At 69.2% G+C, this 16,067-nt stretch carries 13 protein-coding genes; 1 reads left to right on the top strand and 12 read right to left on the bottom strand.

The genetic code is table 11. From position 1 onward, the window contains the following. Nucleotides 1-126: 126 nt before the first annotated feature. Both uvrD and hexR read right to left on the bottom strand, forming a co-directional pair. Nucleotides 127-2,328, bottom strand: a complete 2,202-nt coding sequence (uvrD, locus tag Q673_RS29920) for a DNA helicase II (protein WP_031218326.1) — start codon at nucleotides 2,326-2,328, stop codon at nucleotides 127-129. 258 nt (nucleotides 2,329-2,586) lie between these two features. Continuing rightward, entirely contained in the window at nucleotides 2,587-3,450 is an 864-nt protein-coding gene (hexR, locus tag Q673_RS29915) for a transcriptional regulator HexR (protein ID WP_023006417.1), read from the bottom strand. Nucleotides 3,451-3,646: 196 nt separating this feature from the next. Between hexR and Q673_RS29910 the strand changes: the two genes are divergently transcribed. Then, complete coding sequence (locus tag Q673_RS29910; protein WP_023006416.1) at nucleotides 3,647-3,862, top strand: PA3496 family putative envelope integrity protein; 216 nt, start codon at nucleotides 3,647-3,649, stop codon at nucleotides 3,860-3,862. A gap of 84 nt (nucleotides 3,863-3,946) precedes the next feature. On the opposite strand, the gene Q673_RS29905 is transcribed toward Q673_RS29910, so the two are convergent. The 10 genes from Q673_RS29905 to atpG form a co-directional block, all read right to left on the bottom strand. Continuing rightward, on the bottom strand, nucleotides 3,947-5,290 hold the full coding sequence (locus Q673_RS29905; RefSeq protein WP_031218325.1) for a sodium-dependent transporter: 1,344 nt from the start codon (nucleotides 5,288-5,290) through the stop codon (nucleotides 3,947-3,949). A 339-nt stretch (nucleotides 5,291-5,629) separates the two neighbouring features. Next, the gene (locus Q673_RS29900) at nucleotides 5,630-6,457 is read right to left on the bottom strand and encodes a DUF72 domain-containing protein (RefSeq protein ID WP_031218324.1); all 828 of its coding nucleotides are present in this window, start codon (nucleotides 6,455-6,457) and stop codon (nucleotides 5,630-5,632) included. Between the two features lie 38 nt (nucleotides 6,458-6,495). Next, nucleotides 6,496-8,331 (bottom strand): glutamine--fructose-6-phosphate transaminase (isomerizing), encoded by a 1,836-nt coding sequence (gene glmS, locus Q673_RS29895; protein WP_023006413.1) that lies wholly within the window; start codon nucleotides 8,329-8,331, stop codon nucleotides 6,496-6,498. A gap of 54 nt (nucleotides 8,332-8,385) precedes the next feature. Further along, the gene (glmU, locus tag Q673_RS29890) at nucleotides 8,386-9,750 is read right to left on the bottom strand and encodes a bifunctional UDP-N-acetylglucosamine diphosphorylase/glucosamine-1-phosphate N-acetyltransferase GlmU (protein WP_023006412.1); all 1,365 of its coding nucleotides are present in this window, start codon (nucleotides 9,748-9,750) and stop codon (nucleotides 8,386-8,388) included. Nucleotides 9,751-9,753: 3 nt separating this feature from the next. Further along, nucleotides 9,754-10,824 carry an FAD:protein FMN transferase gene (locus tag Q673_RS29885; protein ID WP_023006411.1) on the bottom strand — a complete coding sequence of 357 codons (1,071 nt, stop codon included), beginning with the start codon at nucleotides 10,822-10,824 and terminating at the stop codon, nucleotides 9,754-9,756. A gap of 41 nt (nucleotides 10,825-10,865) precedes the next feature. Continuing rightward, nucleotides 10,866-11,663: an undecaprenyl-diphosphate phosphatase gene (locus Q673_RS29880; RefSeq protein WP_023006410.1), complete on the bottom strand. Its 798-nt coding sequence runs from the start codon at nucleotides 11,661-11,663 to the stop codon at nucleotides 10,866-10,868. A 106-nt stretch (nucleotides 11,664-11,769) separates the two neighbouring features. Then, the gene (gene mgtE / locus Q673_RS29875) at nucleotides 11,770-13,143 is read right to left on the bottom strand and encodes a magnesium transporter (RefSeq protein ID WP_023006409.1); all 1,374 of its coding nucleotides are present in this window, start codon (nucleotides 13,141-13,143) and stop codon (nucleotides 11,770-11,772) included. A gap of 126 nt (nucleotides 13,144-13,269) precedes the next feature. Next, nucleotides 13,270-13,695: a F0F1 ATP synthase subunit epsilon gene (locus Q673_RS29870; RefSeq protein WP_023006408.1), complete on the bottom strand. Its 426-nt coding sequence runs from the start codon at nucleotides 13,693-13,695 to the stop codon at nucleotides 13,270-13,272. 27 nt (nucleotides 13,696-13,722) lie between these two features. Continuing rightward, nucleotides 13,723-15,099 (bottom strand): F0F1 ATP synthase subunit beta, encoded by a 1,377-nt coding sequence (atpD, locus tag Q673_RS29865; protein ID WP_023006407.1) that lies wholly within the window; start codon nucleotides 15,097-15,099, stop codon nucleotides 13,723-13,725. 67 nt (nucleotides 15,100-15,166) lie between these two features. Next, complete coding sequence (atpG, locus tag Q673_RS29860; RefSeq protein WP_023006406.1) at nucleotides 15,167-16,051, bottom strand: F0F1 ATP synthase subunit gamma; 885 nt, start codon at nucleotides 16,049-16,051, stop codon at nucleotides 15,167-15,169. Nucleotides 16,052-16,067 lie beyond the last annotated feature (16 nt).

Raw genomic sequence — 16,067 nt, 5'->3', positions numbered from 1 at the left:
GGCTCCGTGCGGATTATTATGAGGGCGCCGCGCGCCAGGCACGGCGGTGTCCGCCTGGCAGTATGCGTCAAGGCGCCCAAGGCGCCAAGTGACTGCCGTTGACGTCAAGGTCAACGGCAGCGCCGCTCACAGCGGGGTCAGCTTGGCGAAGCCCAGCACCAGCCACTTGTCGCCCTCGCCCTCGAAGCTGACCTGCACCCGCGCCCGGGCCCCCTCGCCCTCGGCGTTGAGGATCACCCCCTCGCCGAACACCGGATGGCTGACCCGCTGCCCCAGGGAGAGCGAGGGCAGGTCGTCGCCGCCCTCGACCGCCTGCTGGCGCAGCCCGGCGGGGCGCGAGGCGGTGACCGGCCGGCTGATCTGGCCACGCAGGCGCACCTCCTCCAGGAACTCCTCGGGGATCTCGCGCAGGAAGCGCGAGGGGCGCTGGAAGCTCTCCTTGCCGTGCAGGCGCCGGATCTCGGCATGGGTCAGGTAGAGCTTGTGCATCGCCCGGGTCAGGCCGACATAGCAGAGCCGGCGCTCCTCCTCGAGGCGTCCGGGCTCCTCCGCCGACATGCGGTGGGGGAAGAGCCCCTCCTCCACCCCGGCGATGAACACCACCGGGAACTCCAGCCCCTTGGCGGAGTGCAGGGTCATCAACTGCACGCTGTCCTCGAACTCATAGGCCTCGTGCTCGCCGGCGTTGAGCGCCGCCTCGGAGAGGAAGGCCTCGAGTGCCACCGCGCCCTCGCCGGCCTCGGGCGGGTCGAAGGACTCGCCCTGGGTGAAGGCCTTCGCCGCGGTGACCAGCTCCTCGAGGTTCTCGACCCGCGCCTGGCCCTTCTCGCCGCGCTCGTTGCGATGGTGCTCCACCAGCCCGGTGCGCTCGATGACGTGGTCGATGATCTCGTGCAGGGCGAGCCCGGCGGTGTCGTTGTCCAGGGCATCGATCAGGTCGGCGAAGGCCTGCAGGGCGGTGGCGGCGCGGCCCTTGAGGGTGCCCTCCCGGACGCCGTCGTGGAGCGCCTGCCACAGCGAGACGCCTTGCTCGCGGGCGCGGCCGCGCAGCTGCTCCACGGTGCGGGTGCCGATGCCGCGGGCCGGAACATTGATCACCCGCTCCAGGGAGGCGTCGTCGTCGCGGTTGAGCAGCAGGCGCAGGTAGGCCAGGGCGTTCTTGATCTCCAGGCGCTCGTAGAAGCGGTGGCCGCCGTAGATGCGGTAGGGCACCCCCTGACGGATCAGGGTCTCCTCGATCACCCGGGACTGGGCGTTGGAGCGGTAGAGGATGGCGATGTCACGGCGCCGGACGCCATCCTCGACCCGCTCGCGCAGGGTGTCGACGATGAAGCGCGCCTCATCGAGGTCGTTGAAGCCCGAGTATACCGAGATCGGCTCGCCGCGCTCGCCGGCGGTCCACAGCTCCTTGCCCATGCGCTCGGCGTTGTGGCGGATCAGGGCGTTGGCGGCCTCGAGGATGGCGCTGGTGGAGCGGTAGTTCTGCTCCAGGCGCACCGTCCTGGTGGCGGAGAACTCGCGCTCGAAGCGGCGGATGTTCTCGACCCGGGCGCCGCGCCAGCCGTAGATCGACTGGTCGTCGTCACCCACCACGGTCATCGGCGTGGTCATGCCGGTGAGCAGCTTGAGCCAGGCGTACTGCAGGGTGTTGGTGTCCTGGAACTCGTCCACCAGCACATGGGCGAAGCGCTCCTGGTAGTGGGCCAGCAGGGCGGGGTTGTCGCGCAGCAGCTCGAGGCTCCTGAGCAGCAGCTCGCCGAAGTCCACCAGGCCGCCGCGCTCGCAGGTGAGCTGGTAACGCTCGTAGAGCTCGACCATCTGGCCAAGGTAGGCGTCGCCGTGGACGTCCACCTGGTGGGGCCGCAGCCCCTCCTCCTTGCAGCCGGAGATGAACGACTGCACCTGGCGCGGCGGGAAGCGCTCGTCGTCGACGTCGTTCTCCTTGATCAGGCGCTTGACCAGGCGCAGCTGGTCGTCGGCGTCGATGATCTGGAAGTGCTGGGGCAGGCGGGCATCCTGCCAATGGGTGCGCAGCAGGCGATGGGCGATGGAGTGGAAGGTGCCCACCCAGACGTGGCGCAGCGAGAGGCCCAGCAGCGCCTCCAGGCGGGTGCGCATCTCGCGGGCCGCCTTGTTGGTGAAGGTGACGGCGAGCACGGCGTAGGGCGAGAGCCCCTCGGCCTGCATCAGCCAGGCGATGCGGTGGACCAGCACCCGGGTCTTGCCGGAGCCGGCCCCGGCCAGCACCAGCATGTTGCCCTGGGGGGCGCTGACCGCCTCGCGCTGGGCGGCATTCAGGTGGTCGAGGATCGCCGTGACGTCGTCCATGGGGAGGGCATCGCTGCTCGGAAAATGGGCGAACAGCTTAGCATACTGGCCCATTCAGAGCCGGGGCTGATCCGTCGACAAGCCTGCGAGGAGGCGCTGTGAACCCCTCCCTGGGCGCTACCGTCGCCCTGCGGCGCTCTCGCATCCTGCGCCGCTTGCAGGGCCGGTGCGGGCCATCCATGGCCCGCCCGTTCGGAGCGGTGCTCCTCACCCCTGGCGTAGGACCTCCTCTTCGGCTTGTCCCCGGCGCCCCTTGTTCTAGAGCTTCCCTTCCTGCTCCGGGAAGCGCAGCGGGTTGAGGCTCTTCTTCACCGCCTTGAGCTGCTCGGCGAGCTTGGGGCCGCGGGTCTTGGCCACGCCCACGGCGAGCACGTCGACCAGCACCAGGTGGGCGATGCGCGAGCTCATGGGGGTGTAGATCTCGGTGTCCTCGTGGACATCGATGTAGAGCGGCAGGGTCACCTCCTCGGCCAGCGGCGAGCCGCTGGGGCAGAGCCCGATCACCGTGGCGCCGGCCTCCCGGGCCAGGCGCACGCTGGCCACCAGCGCCCGGGTGCGACCGGTCTGGGAGATGGCCACCACCACGTCGCCCTCCTTGAGGGTCACCGCCGACATGTTCTGCATATGCGGGTCGGCGTAGGCGGCGGTGGAGATCTGCAGGCGGAAGAACTTGTGCTGGGCGTCGAAGGCCACCGCCCCGGAGGCGCCGAAGCCATAGAACTCCACGCGGTTGGCCATGGCCAGGGCGTTGATCGCCTTGCTCAGCGCCTCGTTGTCGAGGCGATCGCGCACCGAGAGCAGGGTGCCCACGGTGGAGTCGAAGATGCTGTGGGAGAATTCCGCCACCGAGTCGCTGTCGTTCATGGAGAACTGGGCAAACTGGCTGCCGGAGGCCAGCATCTGGGCCAGGCGCAGCTTGAAGTCCTGGAAGCCGTTGCAGCCCAGCGCCCGACAGAAGCGCACCACGGTGGGCTCGCTGACCTTGGCCTCGGTGGCCAGGTCGACGATGCGCATGTGGATAACCTCCTCGGGGTTGCGCAGCACGAAACGCGCCACCTTCTGCTCGGAGCGGCGGAAGTGCTCCATGCGGCGTCTCATCTCATCGAACAGGGCACGACTCACGTGGGCCTCCTTGGCTGGCCGGCGACGGCCGATCTGGGTATCCGCCTACAGTATGCCCGAAGGCGGGGCGCGGTGGGCAGCGTCGGCACCCAAGCGTTGGCGTAGCGTTGTGGAAAAACGCTCACACCGTCATGATTCTGTCAAGTGCGGTATAGTAGGAAAGGTAGTGTCGCGTAGCGTCCAAGGAGAGTCGATCATGCAGAAGAGCGAACGGTTAACCTCCCTCAAGAGCGAACTCCTCGACATCTTCATGAGCATGGAGGTCCAGGAGCACGAACAGCGCACTCGTACCGCCGCCCAGCGCCACCTGCGCGCCCGCCGCGGCATCGAGCTCCACCAGGAGTTCCAGCGGCTGTCTCGGGACATCGCCGAGCTGCCCGAGGAGGAGCTGGTGGACGACGCCATGCACTGACCCCTTCCCCGACCCTAGACGCGACGAGCCCCGCGATTGCGGGGCTCGTCGGGGGCTTCTTGGCCCGGGTATTCCGGCGGCGGGCTAGACGAGGCCGTAGACGAAGACCGCGATCACGCCGATCGGCGCCACCACCCGGGCGACCACCTGCCACAGCTGGGCCTGGGCACCGGTGAGGCCAAGCTCGCCCAGCACGCCGTCACGATCCAGGCGCCAGGCCACGAACAGGATCGCCCCCAGGCCGGTGAGCGGCAGCATGAACTTGCTGGTCAGGGTGTCCAGGAAGTCGAAGATGTTCAGTCCGGCGATGGACAGCTCGCTCCAGACGTTGAACGACATCAGCGCGGCGATGCCCAGCACCCAGACCGCCACGCCGGCCACCAGGGTGGCGGCCACGCGGGAGAGCGGGGTGCGCTCCTCGAGCAGCTCCACCGTCGGCTCCAGCAGCGAGATCGCCGAGGTCAGGGCGGCGAAGGTGAGCAGCAGGAAGAACATCAGGCCGAGGATGGTGCCGCCGGTCATGTTGCCGAAGGCCAGCGGCAGGGTGACGAAGATCAGCCCCGGCCCCTCGCCCGGGCTCAGGCCGTTGGCGAAGACAATGGGGAAGATTGCCATGCCGGCCAGCAGCGCGATGACGGTATCGAAGATGATCACGGTACGGGCGGTGCCGATCAGGCTGACGTCCTGGCCCAGGTAGGAGCCGTAGGCCATCATGATGCCCATGCCCAGCGACAGCGTGAAGAACGCCTGGCCCATGGCGGCCAGCACCACCTCGCCGTTGATGGCGCTCCAGTCCGGGCTGAACATGAAGGCCATGGCCTCGCCGAAGTGTCCGGTGGTCATGCCGTAGATCACCAGGATCACCATCAGGATCACCAGCGCCGGCATCAGGGTGCGCACGGCGCCCTCGAGGCCCTTGGTGACGCCGCGGGCGACGATGAAGATCACCAGCGCCATGAAGGCGGTGTGCCACAGGGTCAGGGCGGTGGGGTTGGCCAGCAGGCCACTGAACAGGGCGCCGATGCCGTCGGCATCCTGGCCGGTGAACTGACCGGTCACCGAGCCCAGGGTATAGGAGAGCGACCAGCCGCCGATGACACTGTAGAAGGAGAGGATCAGGAAGGCGGCGAGCACGCCACTGGCGCCGACCAGCGCCCAGGCCGGCAGGCGACCGCTCTGGCGGGCCAGGTCCAGCATGGAGTTGATCGGGTTCTCCTGGCCACGGCGGCCGATCAGCCACTCGGCGACCAGGATCGGCAGGCCCACCAGGGCCACGCAGGCGAGGTAGACGAGCACGAAGGCCGCGCCCCCGCTGTCACCCACCATGTAGGAGAAGCGCCAGATATTGCCCAGCCCCACCGCCGAACCGGTGGCTGCCAGGATGAAGGCCATCTTCGATGACCACTGAGCGTGGGAGAGTTTCGACATGTATCACCCTGTTTTGGTCGTGTCGCCAGCGGCCGGTCCGGCACGGTGGCGGCTTGTGCTTGTCATTGCCACGTCCAGGGCGCCGTGGGTCGCAGGGCGCCATCCAGAGCATGACAGGATCCGGGCAGGATCGCTGCCGCTGCACCCCGCGACCGCCGGCGGGTAGCCGTCGAGCGCAGGGTGCGGGAACGCAGGATTATCGCAAGATCGACGCAGGTTAGGCGTCATATCCAGTCAGAATCCAGGGGTAAGGGCGCTCCGGCCCATAAAACTATCCGATCAAACGCTCGATGGCCAGTCCGATCTGGTTGACCTGGCTCAGCGATGGGGCGAACACGCTCAGCCCCCGAACAGGCTGGCCTGGGCCTCGCCGGGGAAGGGCGGCAAGGCAGGCAGCGCCAGCCGCTCCGCCAGCCGCCCATGCAGGCGTCGCGCCAGCTCCGGGGCCCGCCGGTTGTCCGGTGTATGCACCATCAGGTAAGGGGTTTTCCCCTGTTTTATCCACAGGGAGAGACGCTCGATCCAGGGGGCGAAGCAGCGCGCGTTGATCTCGCCGTCCAGGTGCCCGATGAAGCGCACCAGTGGCCGATCCGCCGTGGAAAGCACGTGTAATGGGCGTCTCGGCTTCTCGCGCTGGGCCTGGCGCAGGCCGGGATGATCGCCCGCCGAGGTGGCGAAGAGCGGCCGCACGTCGAGCATCACGCGATCCACGCCATGAGTTATCAACAACCTGTTGAGATCGCGCTCCGCCCTCCCCTTGTGGAAAAATTCGCTGTGGCGTACCTCCACCGCGCAAGGAATGCCTGTCGGCCAACGACTCAGCAGCGCTTCCAGCCGGGGGAGCTCCTCGGCACCGAAGTCGCGGGGCAGCTGCACCATCAGCGGCCCCAGGCGATCGTGCAGTGGGGCCAGCGCCGCGAGGAAGGCGTCGAGCTCGGCCTCGATCCCGACCAGGCGCCTGTCGTGGGTCAGGGCGGCGGGCAGCTTGAAGCAGAAGCGAAAGCCCGGCGGCGCCTGGCGGGACCAGGCCGCCACAGTCTCGGCCTTGGGTGCCCCGCTGTAGAAGGTGGTGTTGCCCTCCACCGCGGAGTACACCCGGGCGTACTCCTCGAGGCCGCCGCCGTGCGGGGGATAGAGGCCGCCGCGCCAGTCGGGGTTGGCCCACATCGGCAGCCCCAGATGGATCGGCGGCTCGGCGGGAGGCGTCACTCCACCGTCACGCTCTTGGCCAGGTTGCGCGGCTGGTCCACGTCGGTGCCCTTGAGCACCGCCACGTGGTAGCTGAGCAGCTGCAGCGGCAGGGTGTAGAGGATCGGCGCCAGGGCCTCGTGCACCCTGGGCAGACGGAGCACGTGCACATACTCTTCCTCGTTCATCCCCACCTCCTCGTCGGCGAACACGAAGAGCTCGCCGCCGCGGGCCCGCACCTCCTGGAGGTTGGACTTGAGCTTGTCGAGCAGCTCATCGTTGGGGGCCACCGAGATCACCGGCATCTCGGCATCCACCAGCGCCAGGGGGCCGTGCTTCAGCTCTCCCGCCGGGTAGGCCTCGGCGTGGATGTAGGAGATCTCCTTGAGCTTGAGCGCCCCCTCCAGGGCGATGGGGAAGTGGGCCCCGCGGCCCAGGAAGAGGGCGTGGTGCTTCTCGGCGAAGGCGGTGGAGAGCGCCTCGATCTCGCCGTCGAGCGCCAGCACCCCCTCCATCAGCCGCGGCAGACCGCGCAGCGCCGCCACCAGCTCGCCCTGCACGCCCGCGTCCAGCCCCTTGAGGCGGCCCAGGGCCAGGGTGAACAGCATCAGGGCGGTGAGCTGGGTGGTGAAGGCCTTGGTGGAGGCCACGCCGATCTCCGGTCCCGCCTGGGTCATCAGCGAGAGGTCCGACTCGCGCACCAGGGAGCTCCCCGGCACGTTGCAGATCGCCAGGCTGGCAAGGTAGCCGCGCTCCCGGGCGAAGCGCAGCGCCGCCAGGGTGTCGGCGGTCTCGCCGGACTGGGAGAGGGTGACGAAGAGGGTGTCCTCGGGCACCACCACCCGGCGGTAGCGGTACTCCGAGGCCACCTCCACCTGCACCGGCACCCCGGCGAAGCGCTCCAGCCAGTAGCGGGCCACCATGCCGGCGTGGTAGCTGGTGCCGCAGGCGACGATGTGCACCTGGCGGACCCGGGAGAAGAGCGCCTCGGCGTCGGGACCGAAGCTCTCCACCAGCGCCGAGCGCTCGCCCAGGCGACCCTCCAGGCAGGCGGCGATCACCGCCGGCTGCTCATGGATCTCCTTGAGCATGAAGTGGCGATAGTCGCCGCGGCTGGCAGCGCCGTCGCCATGCTCGAAGGTCTGCACCTCGCGCTCCACCGGTGTCCCCGCGGCGTCGAACACCTCGATGCGCCCGCCCGCGGAGAGGCGCACCACGTCGCCCTCCTCCAGGTAGATGAAGCGGTCGGTGACCTGCAGCAGCGCCAGGGGATCGGAGCCCAGGAAGGCCTCGCCGATGCCCACGCCCACCACCAGCGGGCTGCCCTTGCGGGCGCCGACGATGACGTCGGGCGCGTCGGCGCTCACCACGCCCAGCGCATAGGCGCCGTCGAGGCGGGCCAGGGTGCGCCGTACCGCGTCGAGCAGGTCGCCCGCCGCCTCGCTCTCCCGGGCCACCAGGTGGGCCACCACCTCGGTGTCGGTCTCGGAGTCGAAGCGGTAGCCGTCGGCCTCGAGGTCACGACGCAGCGGCTCGTGGTTCTCGATGATGCCGTTGTGGACCACCGCCAGGCGCTCGCCGGACTGGTGGGGGTGGGCGTTGACCTCGCTGGGCCGGCCGTGGGTCGCCCAGCGGGTGTGGGCGATGCCGCAGCGCCCGGAAAGCGGCGCCTCCACCAGGCGCTCGGCCAGGGCCGCCACCTTGCCCACCGCGCGGCGGCGCTGCAGGGTGCCGTCCGCGGCCAGCACCGCCATGCCGGCGGAGTCATAGCCGCGGTACTCCAGGCGCTTGAGTCCCTCCAGCAGGATGGCTTCCACGTTGCGCTCGGCAACGGCTCCGACGATTCCACACATGTGCTGCTCTCCTAAGTCGTCCTGCTTGCGCTTCGGTCGTCCTGCCTGCGCGCCTCAGTCGTCCTGCTTGCGCGGCCGCGGCCAGTCGGCCTTGCTCACCTGGCGGGCGCGGGTCACCGCCAGGGCGTTGTCGGCGACATCCTTGCCGATGGTGGAGCCGGCCCCCACGGTGGCGCCGCGGCCGATGCTCACCGGCGCCACCAGGGCGCTGTTGGAGCCGATGAAGGCGTCGTCGCCGATCTCGGTGCGGTGCTTGTTGGCGCCGTCGTAGTTGCAGGTGATGGTGCCGGCGCCGACGTTGACCCCGCGCCCCAGGCGGGCATCGCCCACATAGCTCAGGTGGTTGATCTTGCTGCCCTCGCCCACCTCGACGTTCTTGGTCTCGACGAAGTTGCCCACCTTGGCGCCCACCGCCAAGCGCGAGCCGGGGCGCAGGCGGGCGAAGGGGCCGATGGTGCTGCGCCCGGCGATCACCGCCCCCTCGATCACGCTGTGGGGTTCGATCACGCTCTCGGCGCCGATATGGCTGTCGCGGATCACGCAGTGGGGGCCGATGCGCACTCCCTCGCCCAGCGCCACCTCGCCCTCGAAGACGCAGCCCACGTCGATCTCCACGTCGTGGCCGCAGCGCAGGGTGCCGCGCACGTCGAGCCGGGTCGGGTCGGCCAGGGCCACGCCCTCGGCCATCAGCGTCTCGGCGATGGCGCGCTGGTAGGCGCGCTCGAGGCGCGCCATCTGCGCCCGGTTGTTGACCCCCTCCACCTCCAGCGGGTCCTGCGGCTGGGCGGTGACGATCTCGACCCCCTCGGCGGCGGCCATGGCGATGATATCGGTGAGGTAGTACTCGCCCTGGGCATTGTCGGCGGAGAGCCGCGGCAGCCAGCGGCGCAGCTGGTCGGCGGTCATCGCCATGATGCCGGTGTTGCACTCGCGCACCGCACGCTCGCTCTCGCTGGCATCCTTGTGCTCGACGATGGCCACCGCCTTGCCCTCGGCGTCGCGCAGGATGCGCCCATAGCCGCCGGGATCGTCGAGGGTCACGGTGAGCAGACCCAGGTGGTCGTCATCGACCCCGTCCAGCAGGCGCGCCAGGGTCTCCCGGCGGATCAGCGGCACGTCACCGTAGAGCACCAGCACGCGGCCGTTGCCGAGGCCATCGAGGGTCTGGGCCACGGCATGGCCGGTGCCCTTCTGCTCGGCCTGCAGCGCGAAGTGCACCCGGCTGTCGGCCAGCGCCTCGCGAACCTTATCGGCGCCGTGCCCGACCACCACATGGGTGCGCTCGGCCTCGAGCCCCTCAGCGGTATCCAGCACATGGCGCACCATCGGCTTGCCGGCCAGGCGGTGCAGCACCTTGGGCAGGGTCGAGCGCATCCGGGTGCCCTGCCCGGCCGCCAGTATCACCACATCAAGCGTCATCCTTCACTCCTGAGTTGCGTTGTTCGCGTCCCGGTCATCGAGGGACGCCTCGCCGAAGCGTTCGACGAAGGCCGGGCTCGCCAGGGTGCGCCAGCCCTCCCGCTCGCGCACGCTCATCAGCACCGCCAGCCCCTGCGCCTCGGCCAGCACCATGCCGGCCTCCTCGCCCAGCACCGTCAGCGCCGTGGCCCAGGCGTCGGCCCAGGCGTTGGCGGGGTGGAAGACGCTCACCGAGGCCAGACGATGGGTGATCGGCTGGCCGCTGCGCGGGTCGAGGGTGTGCGAGTAGCGCCGCCCCTCCTCCATGAAGAAGTTGCGGTAGTCCCCGGAGGTGGCCACCGAGATGTCGTGGAGCGGCAGCACCACCTGGGCCTCCCGCCGATCCTGCAGCGGCGCCTCGATGCCGATGCGCCAGGGCTCCGCCTCGCCATCCCGGTAGCCCCGGGCCAGCAGGTCGCCGCCCAGGTTGACCAGGAAGTGCTCGATGCCCTGGGCCTCGAGGAAGGCGGCCACGCGATCGGTGGCGTAGCCCTTGGCCACCCCACCCAGGTCGACGGTGACATCGCGCAGGCGACGCGCCTCCCGGGCCTCGGGCCTCAGCTCCAGGGCGTCCATGCCGACATGGGCCAGCCGCGCGGCCAGCGCCTCCTCGGCGGGCACCCGCTCGGGGCGCGCCTCGGCGCCGAAGCTCCACAGGTTGACCAGCCCGCCCACGGTGACATCGAAGGCGCCGCCGCTGGCCTCGGCCACCCCCAGGGCGATGCCCAGCACCTCGGTCAGGGGGTCGGAGAGCGGCTGCCACGCCTCCAGGGGGGCACGGTTGAAGTCGGCGAGCTCCGAGTCCTCCCGGTAGAGCGACATCTGCGCATCCACCGCCTCGAGCTCGGCAAGGATCCCCTCCTCCAGGGCGTTCGCCTCGCCCTGGGTCAGCGGATCGACGACGGTGACCTGGTAGAAGCTGCCGAAGATGCCCCCCTCGAAGCGCACCGGCGACTCCAGCGGCCGGTCACGCTCGGAGCAGGCGGCAAGCGCCAGCAGCAGGAAGAGGGGCAGTAGGAGCCGGAATCGTCGCATGGTGACGCCTGTCCTCACGGGTAGGGGGCGGGACCCACAGGTTACCAGAATAGCCACAGCAGCCAGGCCCCGAGCAGCAGCCGGTAGAGCACGAAGGGCTGCATGCCGACCCGCTTGATGAAGGCCAGGAAGAAGTGAATGCACAGATAGGCACTGATGCCGGAGAGCAAGGTTCCCACCGTCAGGGTGAACCACTCCACCTCGGCCGCCTCGCGGATCAGTCCCAGGGTCTCCATGCCCCCGGCCAGCACGATCACCGGGATCGACAGCAGGAAGGAGAAGCGCGCCGCCCCCTCGCGGCTCATCCCCACCAGCAGCGCCGCGGTGATGGTGATGCCGGAGCGCGAGGTGCCGGGGATCAGCGCCAGCGCCTGGGCCAGCCCGATGACCAGGGCATCGCGCAGGGTGAGCTGGTATTCGTCGCGGCTGCCGCGATGGCCCCAGTCGGCCCAGGCCAGCGCCAGGCCGAAGACGATCAGGCCGAAGGCGATGATCACCGGCGAGCGCATGCCCACCGAGATGGCGTCATGGAAGGCCAGGCCCACCACGCAGACCGGGAGCGTCGCCAGGATCACCCACCAGGCCAGGCGCGCGTCGCCATCCACGCCACCACCGGCCAGGGAGCCCAGCCAGCTTCGCGCCATGCGTACGAGCTCGCCGCGGAAGTAGATCACCACCGCCGAGAGGCTGCCGAGATGCAGGGCCACGTCGAAGGCCAGCCCCTGGTCCTGCCAGTCGGTCAGCACCGGCACCAGGATCAGGTGGGCGGAGCTGGAGATGGGTAGGAACTCGGTGAGGCCCTGGACGATGGAGAGAATGACGACCTGTAGCCAGTCCATGGTGGGTTCCGTCGATGAAAGGGGGGCAACCGCGACCCGCGGTCGCCACGACGCGCAGAGGATACACGCCCGCGCCCTCGCTGTCCGCCCCGCCTCGGGTCGGGCCTTACCCCCCGGCCAGCAGCGCCGAGGCGATGCCGAAGTAGATCAACACCCCCGAGGCATCGATCAGGGTGGTCACCAGCGGCGCCGAGGCGGTGGCCGGGTCCCAGCCCAGGCGGTCGAGCAGGAAGGGCAGGCACATCCCCAGCAGGCTGCCGAACAGCACGATGGTGACCATGCTCATGGCCACCACCAGGGCCACCGCCTCGCCGCCGCGCATCACCCCGATGGGCGCCACCGCCACCGCCATGGTCAGCCCCAGGGAGCCCGCCACCAGCAGCTCACGCCCCAGCAGCTTGCCCCAGTCCCTGACCCCAACGTCGCCGGTGGCCATGCCTCGCACCATCAGGGTGGCGGCCTGGGCCCCGGCGTTGCCGCCGCTGCCGATCAGCAGCGGCAGGAAGAACACCAGCGCCACCTGGGCGGCGATGGTCTCCTCGAAGTAGGCGATCCCGGCGCCGGAGAAGAGGTTGGCGAACACCAGCAGCACCAGCCAGGTCACCCGCTTGCGATAGAGGCTCCACAGCGGCACCCGGCTGACGCCATCCTCCAGGGTGCCGATGGACATCCCCTTGTGGATATCCTCGGTGGCCTCGGACTCCACCACGTCCAGGGCGTCGTCGTGGGTGACGATGCCCACCAGGCGCGAGGCGTCATCCACCACCGGCAGCGCCAGCAGGTCGTAGCGGGCCACGACCCGGGCGACCTCCTCCTGGGCCGCGTCCACCGGAATGCTGATCACGTCCTTGATCATGATGTCGTCGACCTGGGCTCCCGGGCGCGCCACCATCAGCTGGCGCAGCGACAGGGTGCCGGCCAGGCGGCCCTGGCCGTCGACGATGTAGAGCTGGTAGACCGTCTCGGCGTCGGGCGCCGTCTGGCGCACCCGCATCATCGCCTGGGAGACCGTCATGCCGCTGGGGATGGCCACGTAGTCGGCGGTCATGATCGCCCCGGCGGTGCCCTCCGCATAGCTCGCCAGGCGGATCAGCTCCTCGCGCTCGCGCCGCGCCATGCGCCGCAGCAGCGCCTGGCGGCGATCCTCGTCGAGCAGGTTGAAGAGGTCGGCGCGCTCGTCCGAGCCCATCTCCTCGAGGATCGGCAGCAGCCGCTCGTCGCTGAACGCCTCGGCGAGCACTCGCTGGGCATCCCCGGGCAGATGACCCAGCACGCTCGCCTGGCGCTCCAGGGGCAGCCGGCCGAGCAGCTCCAGGGCCAGCGGCGCCTCGCCGTCCTCCTCGAGGATCGCCTCGAGGATCTCGGCGATATCCGCCGAGCGCAGCTCCGGCAGCAGCCCGGCGAGGCGCTCGCGATCGTCCGCCGCCAACGCCTCGCACAGGATGGCCTTGTGCGCCTGCAGGGCATCGTTGAGTGACATGACAGCCTCCGGGCGCCGGCGGGCGCCTCATCGGGCCGGGCGGACGCCACGGCAGGAACGAGAACGCCCCCCTGCCCCGACGTCTCCGCCAGGCAGGGGGGCGCGTTGCGCATCCCGGCGCGGGGCTCAGCCCTTGCCGAGCTTCTTGCGCAGCTGCTGGACGGTGCGCAGCTGGGCCGCCGCCTCGGCGAGCTCCGCCGCGGCACGGGTGTAGTCCAGCTCCGCGGACTTGTCGTTCAGCTGCCTGAGAGCCTGCTGGCGGGCCTCCTCGGCCGCCGCCTCGTCCAGGTCATGGGCGCGGACGGCGGAGTCGGCGAGGATGGTCACCACGTCGGGCTGGACCTCGAGGAAGCCGCCGGAGACGTAGTAGTGCTCCTCCTCGCCATCGTGGATCACCCGCACCGGGCCCGGCTTGAGCTCGGTGAGCAGCGGGGCGTGGCCGGGCAGGATGCCCAGCTCGCCCATGCGGCCGGTGGCGACCACGCGCTCGATCTCGCCGGAGAAGATGCCCTCCTCGGCGCTGACGATCTCGCACTTGAAGCTGTTCGCCATAGCGAAGTCCTCCTGGTGGGACGCCGATTACTTCGACTGGTTGGCTTTCTCGACCGCTTCGTCGATGGTACCCACCATGTAGAAGGCCTGCTCCGGCAGCTCGTCATACTCGCCGTTGAGGATGCCCTGGAAGCCGCGGATGGTGTCCTTGAGGGACACGTACTTGCCGGGTGCGCCGGTGAAGACCTCGGCGACGAAGAACGGCTGCGACAGGAAGCGCTGGATCTTACGCGCCCGGGAGACGGTGAGCTTGTCCTCGTCGGAGAGCTCGTCCATGCCCAGGATGGCGATGATGTCCTTGAGCTCCTTGTAGCGCTGCAGCACGCCCTGCACACCGCGGGCGGTGTTGTAGTGCTCCTCGCCGACCACCAGCGGGTCGAGCTGGCGCGAGGTGGAGTCCAGCGGGTCGATGGCGGGGTAGATACCCAGCTCCGCGATGGAGCGTGCCAGTACCACGGTGGCGTCCAGGTGCGAGAAGGTGGTGGCCGGGGACGGATCGGTGAGGTCGTCCGCGGGCACGTACACCGCCTGCACGGAGGTGATGGAGCCAGTCTTGGTGGAGGTGATGCGCTCCTGGAGCACACCCATCTCCTCGGCCAGGGTCGGCTGGTAACCCACCGCGGAGGGCATGCGGCCCAGCAGGGCGGAGACCTCGGTACCGGCCAGGGTGTAGCGGTAGATGTTGTCGACGAACAGCAGCACGTCGCGGCCTTCATCGCGGAACTTCTCGGCGATGGTCAGGCCGGTCAGGGCCACGCGCAGGCGGTTGCCGGGCGGCTCGTTCATCTGGCCGTAGACCAGCGACACCTTGTCGAGAACGTTGGACTCCGACATCTCGTGGTAGAAGTCGTTACCCTCACGGGTACGCTCCCCCACGCCCGCGAACACGGAGTAGCCGCTGTGCTCGGTGGCGATGTTGCGGATCAGCTCCATCATGTTCACGGTCTTGCCCACGCCGGCGCCGCCGAACAGGCCGACCTTGCCGCCCTTGGCGAAGGGGCAGACCAGGTCGATGACCTTGATGCCGGTCTCCAGCAGCTCGTTGGAAGCCGCCTGCTCCGCGTAGCTCGGCGCCTTGCGGTGGATCGGCATGCGCTCCTGCTCGCCGATGTCGCCGGCCTCGTCGATGGGCTGGCCCAGCACGTTCATGATGCGGCCCAGGGTCTCCTTGCCCACCGGCACGGAGATGGCGGCGCCGGTGTTGGTCGCCTCCATGCCACGCTTGAGGCCCTCGGTGGAGCCCATGGCGATGGTGCGCACCACGCCGTCGCCCAGCTGCTGCTGGACCTCCAGAACCGTCTCGGAGTTCGAGACGTTCAGCGCGTCGTAGACCTTGGGAACGTCGTCCCGCGGAAACTCTACGTCAATCACCGCGCCGATGATTTGTACGATACGTCCGCTCATCTTGCGATCCTCTCAAAGTACCTGCAAATGAAGCCTGTGTGCCGGGAGGGCCCCTGCCCTCCGGGCGCTATACGGCGGCGGCGCCCCCGACGATCTCCGAGATCTCCTGGGTGATGGCGGCCTGGCGGGCCTTGTTGTAGACCATCTCCAGGTCGTCGATCAGGCCGCCGGCATTGTCGGTGGCGTTCTTCATGGCCAGCATCCGCGCGGCCTGCTCGCAGGCCCCGTTCTCGACCACCGCCTGGTACACCTGGGATTCGACGAAGCGAACCAGCAGGCTGTCCAGCAGCGCCTTGGCATCCGGCTCATACAGGTAGTCCCAGCTACCGGGACGCGTGTTCTCTTCTTCCTGGTGCGCATCGCTGCCCATGTCGGGTGAGATGGGCAGGAGCTGCCGGACCACCGGCTTCTGGGTCATGGTGTTGACGAACTCGTTGTACACCACGAACAGGCGGTCCAGCTTGCCCTCGTCGTACGCATCCAGCATGACCTTGACGCTACCGATCAGGTCTTCCATCTCCGGGGACTCGCCCAGGCCGCTCTTGGCGGCGACCAGGTTGCCTCCGTAGTTCTTGAAGAACCCGCCGGCCTTGGACCCCAGCGCGCAGAAATCCAGCTCGGCGCCCTGCTCGTGCCACCCCTTGGCGTCGCGGGTGGCGGCCTTGAACAGGTTAACGTTCAGGCCACCGCACAGGCCGCGGTCGGTGGAGACCACGATATAACCGACGCGCTGGACGTCGCGCTCGACCATCCACGGATGGCGATACTCGGGGTTGGCATCGGCGACATGCGCGACCACGTTGCGGATCTGACGCGCGTAGGGCTGGCTGGCCTTCATCAGGTCCTGGGCCCTGCGCATCTTGGATGCCGCGACCATTTCCATGGCGCTGGTGATCTTCTGCGTGTTCTTGATGCTCCCGATCTGGGTGCGTATCTCTTTTGCAGCTGCCATAGCGATCTACTCCGTT

The sequence above is a fragment of the Halomonas sp. PBN3 genome, assembly GCF_000475415.1.
Lineage (GTDB): Bacteria > Pseudomonadota > Gammaproteobacteria > Pseudomonadales > Halomonadaceae > Halomonas > Halomonas shengliensis.
This window is presented reverse-complemented; position numbering and strand designations above follow the sequence as displayed.

What these genes read in the sequence shown, in the direction of transcription:
- atpD (WP_023006407.1), bottom strand. Translation starts at nt 15,099, where the DNA reads ATGAGCGGACGTATCGTACAAATCATCGGCGCGGTGATTGACGTAGAG.
- Q673_RS29910 (WP_023006416.1), top strand. Translation starts at nt 3,647, where the DNA reads ATGCAGAAGAGCGAACGGTTAACCTCCCTCAAGAGCGAACTCCTCGAC.
- mgtE (WP_023006409.1), bottom strand. Translation starts at nt 13,143, where the DNA reads ATGTCACTCAACGATGCCCTGCAGGCGCACAAGGCCATCCTGTGCGAG.
- Q673_RS29905 (WP_031218325.1), bottom strand. Translation starts at nt 5,290, where the DNA reads ATGTCGAAACTCTCCCACGCTCAGTGGTCATCGAAGATGGCCTTCATC.
- atpG (WP_023006406.1), bottom strand. Translation starts at nt 16,051, where the DNA reads ATGGCAGCTGCAAAAGAGATACGCACCCAGATCGGGAGCATCAAGAAC.
- glmU (WP_023006412.1), bottom strand. Translation starts at nt 9,750, where the DNA reads ATGACGCTTGATGTGGTGATACTGGCGGCCGGGCAGGGCACCCGGATG.
- Q673_RS29880 (WP_023006410.1), bottom strand. Translation starts at nt 11,663, where the DNA reads ATGGACTGGCTACAGGTCGTCATTCTCTCCATCGTCCAGGGCCTCACC.
- Q673_RS29900 (WP_031218324.1), bottom strand. Translation starts at nt 6,457, where the DNA reads ATGTGGGCCAACCCCGACTGGCGCGGCGGCCTCTATCCCCCGCACGGC.
- glmS (WP_023006413.1), bottom strand. Translation starts at nt 8,331, where the DNA reads ATGTGTGGAATCGTCGGAGCCGTTGCCGAGCGCAACGTGGAAGCCATC.
- Q673_RS29885 (WP_023006411.1), bottom strand. Translation starts at nt 10,824, where the DNA reads ATGCGACGATTCCGGCTCCTACTGCCCCTCTTCCTGCTGCTGGCGCTT.
- Q673_RS29870 (WP_023006408.1), bottom strand. Translation starts at nt 13,695, where the DNA reads ATGGCGAACAGCTTCAAGTGCGAGATCGTCAGCGCCGAGGAGGGCATC.
- uvrD (WP_031218326.1), bottom strand. Translation starts at nt 2,328, where the DNA reads ATGGACGACGTCACGGCGATCCTCGACCACCTGAATGCCGCCCAGCGC.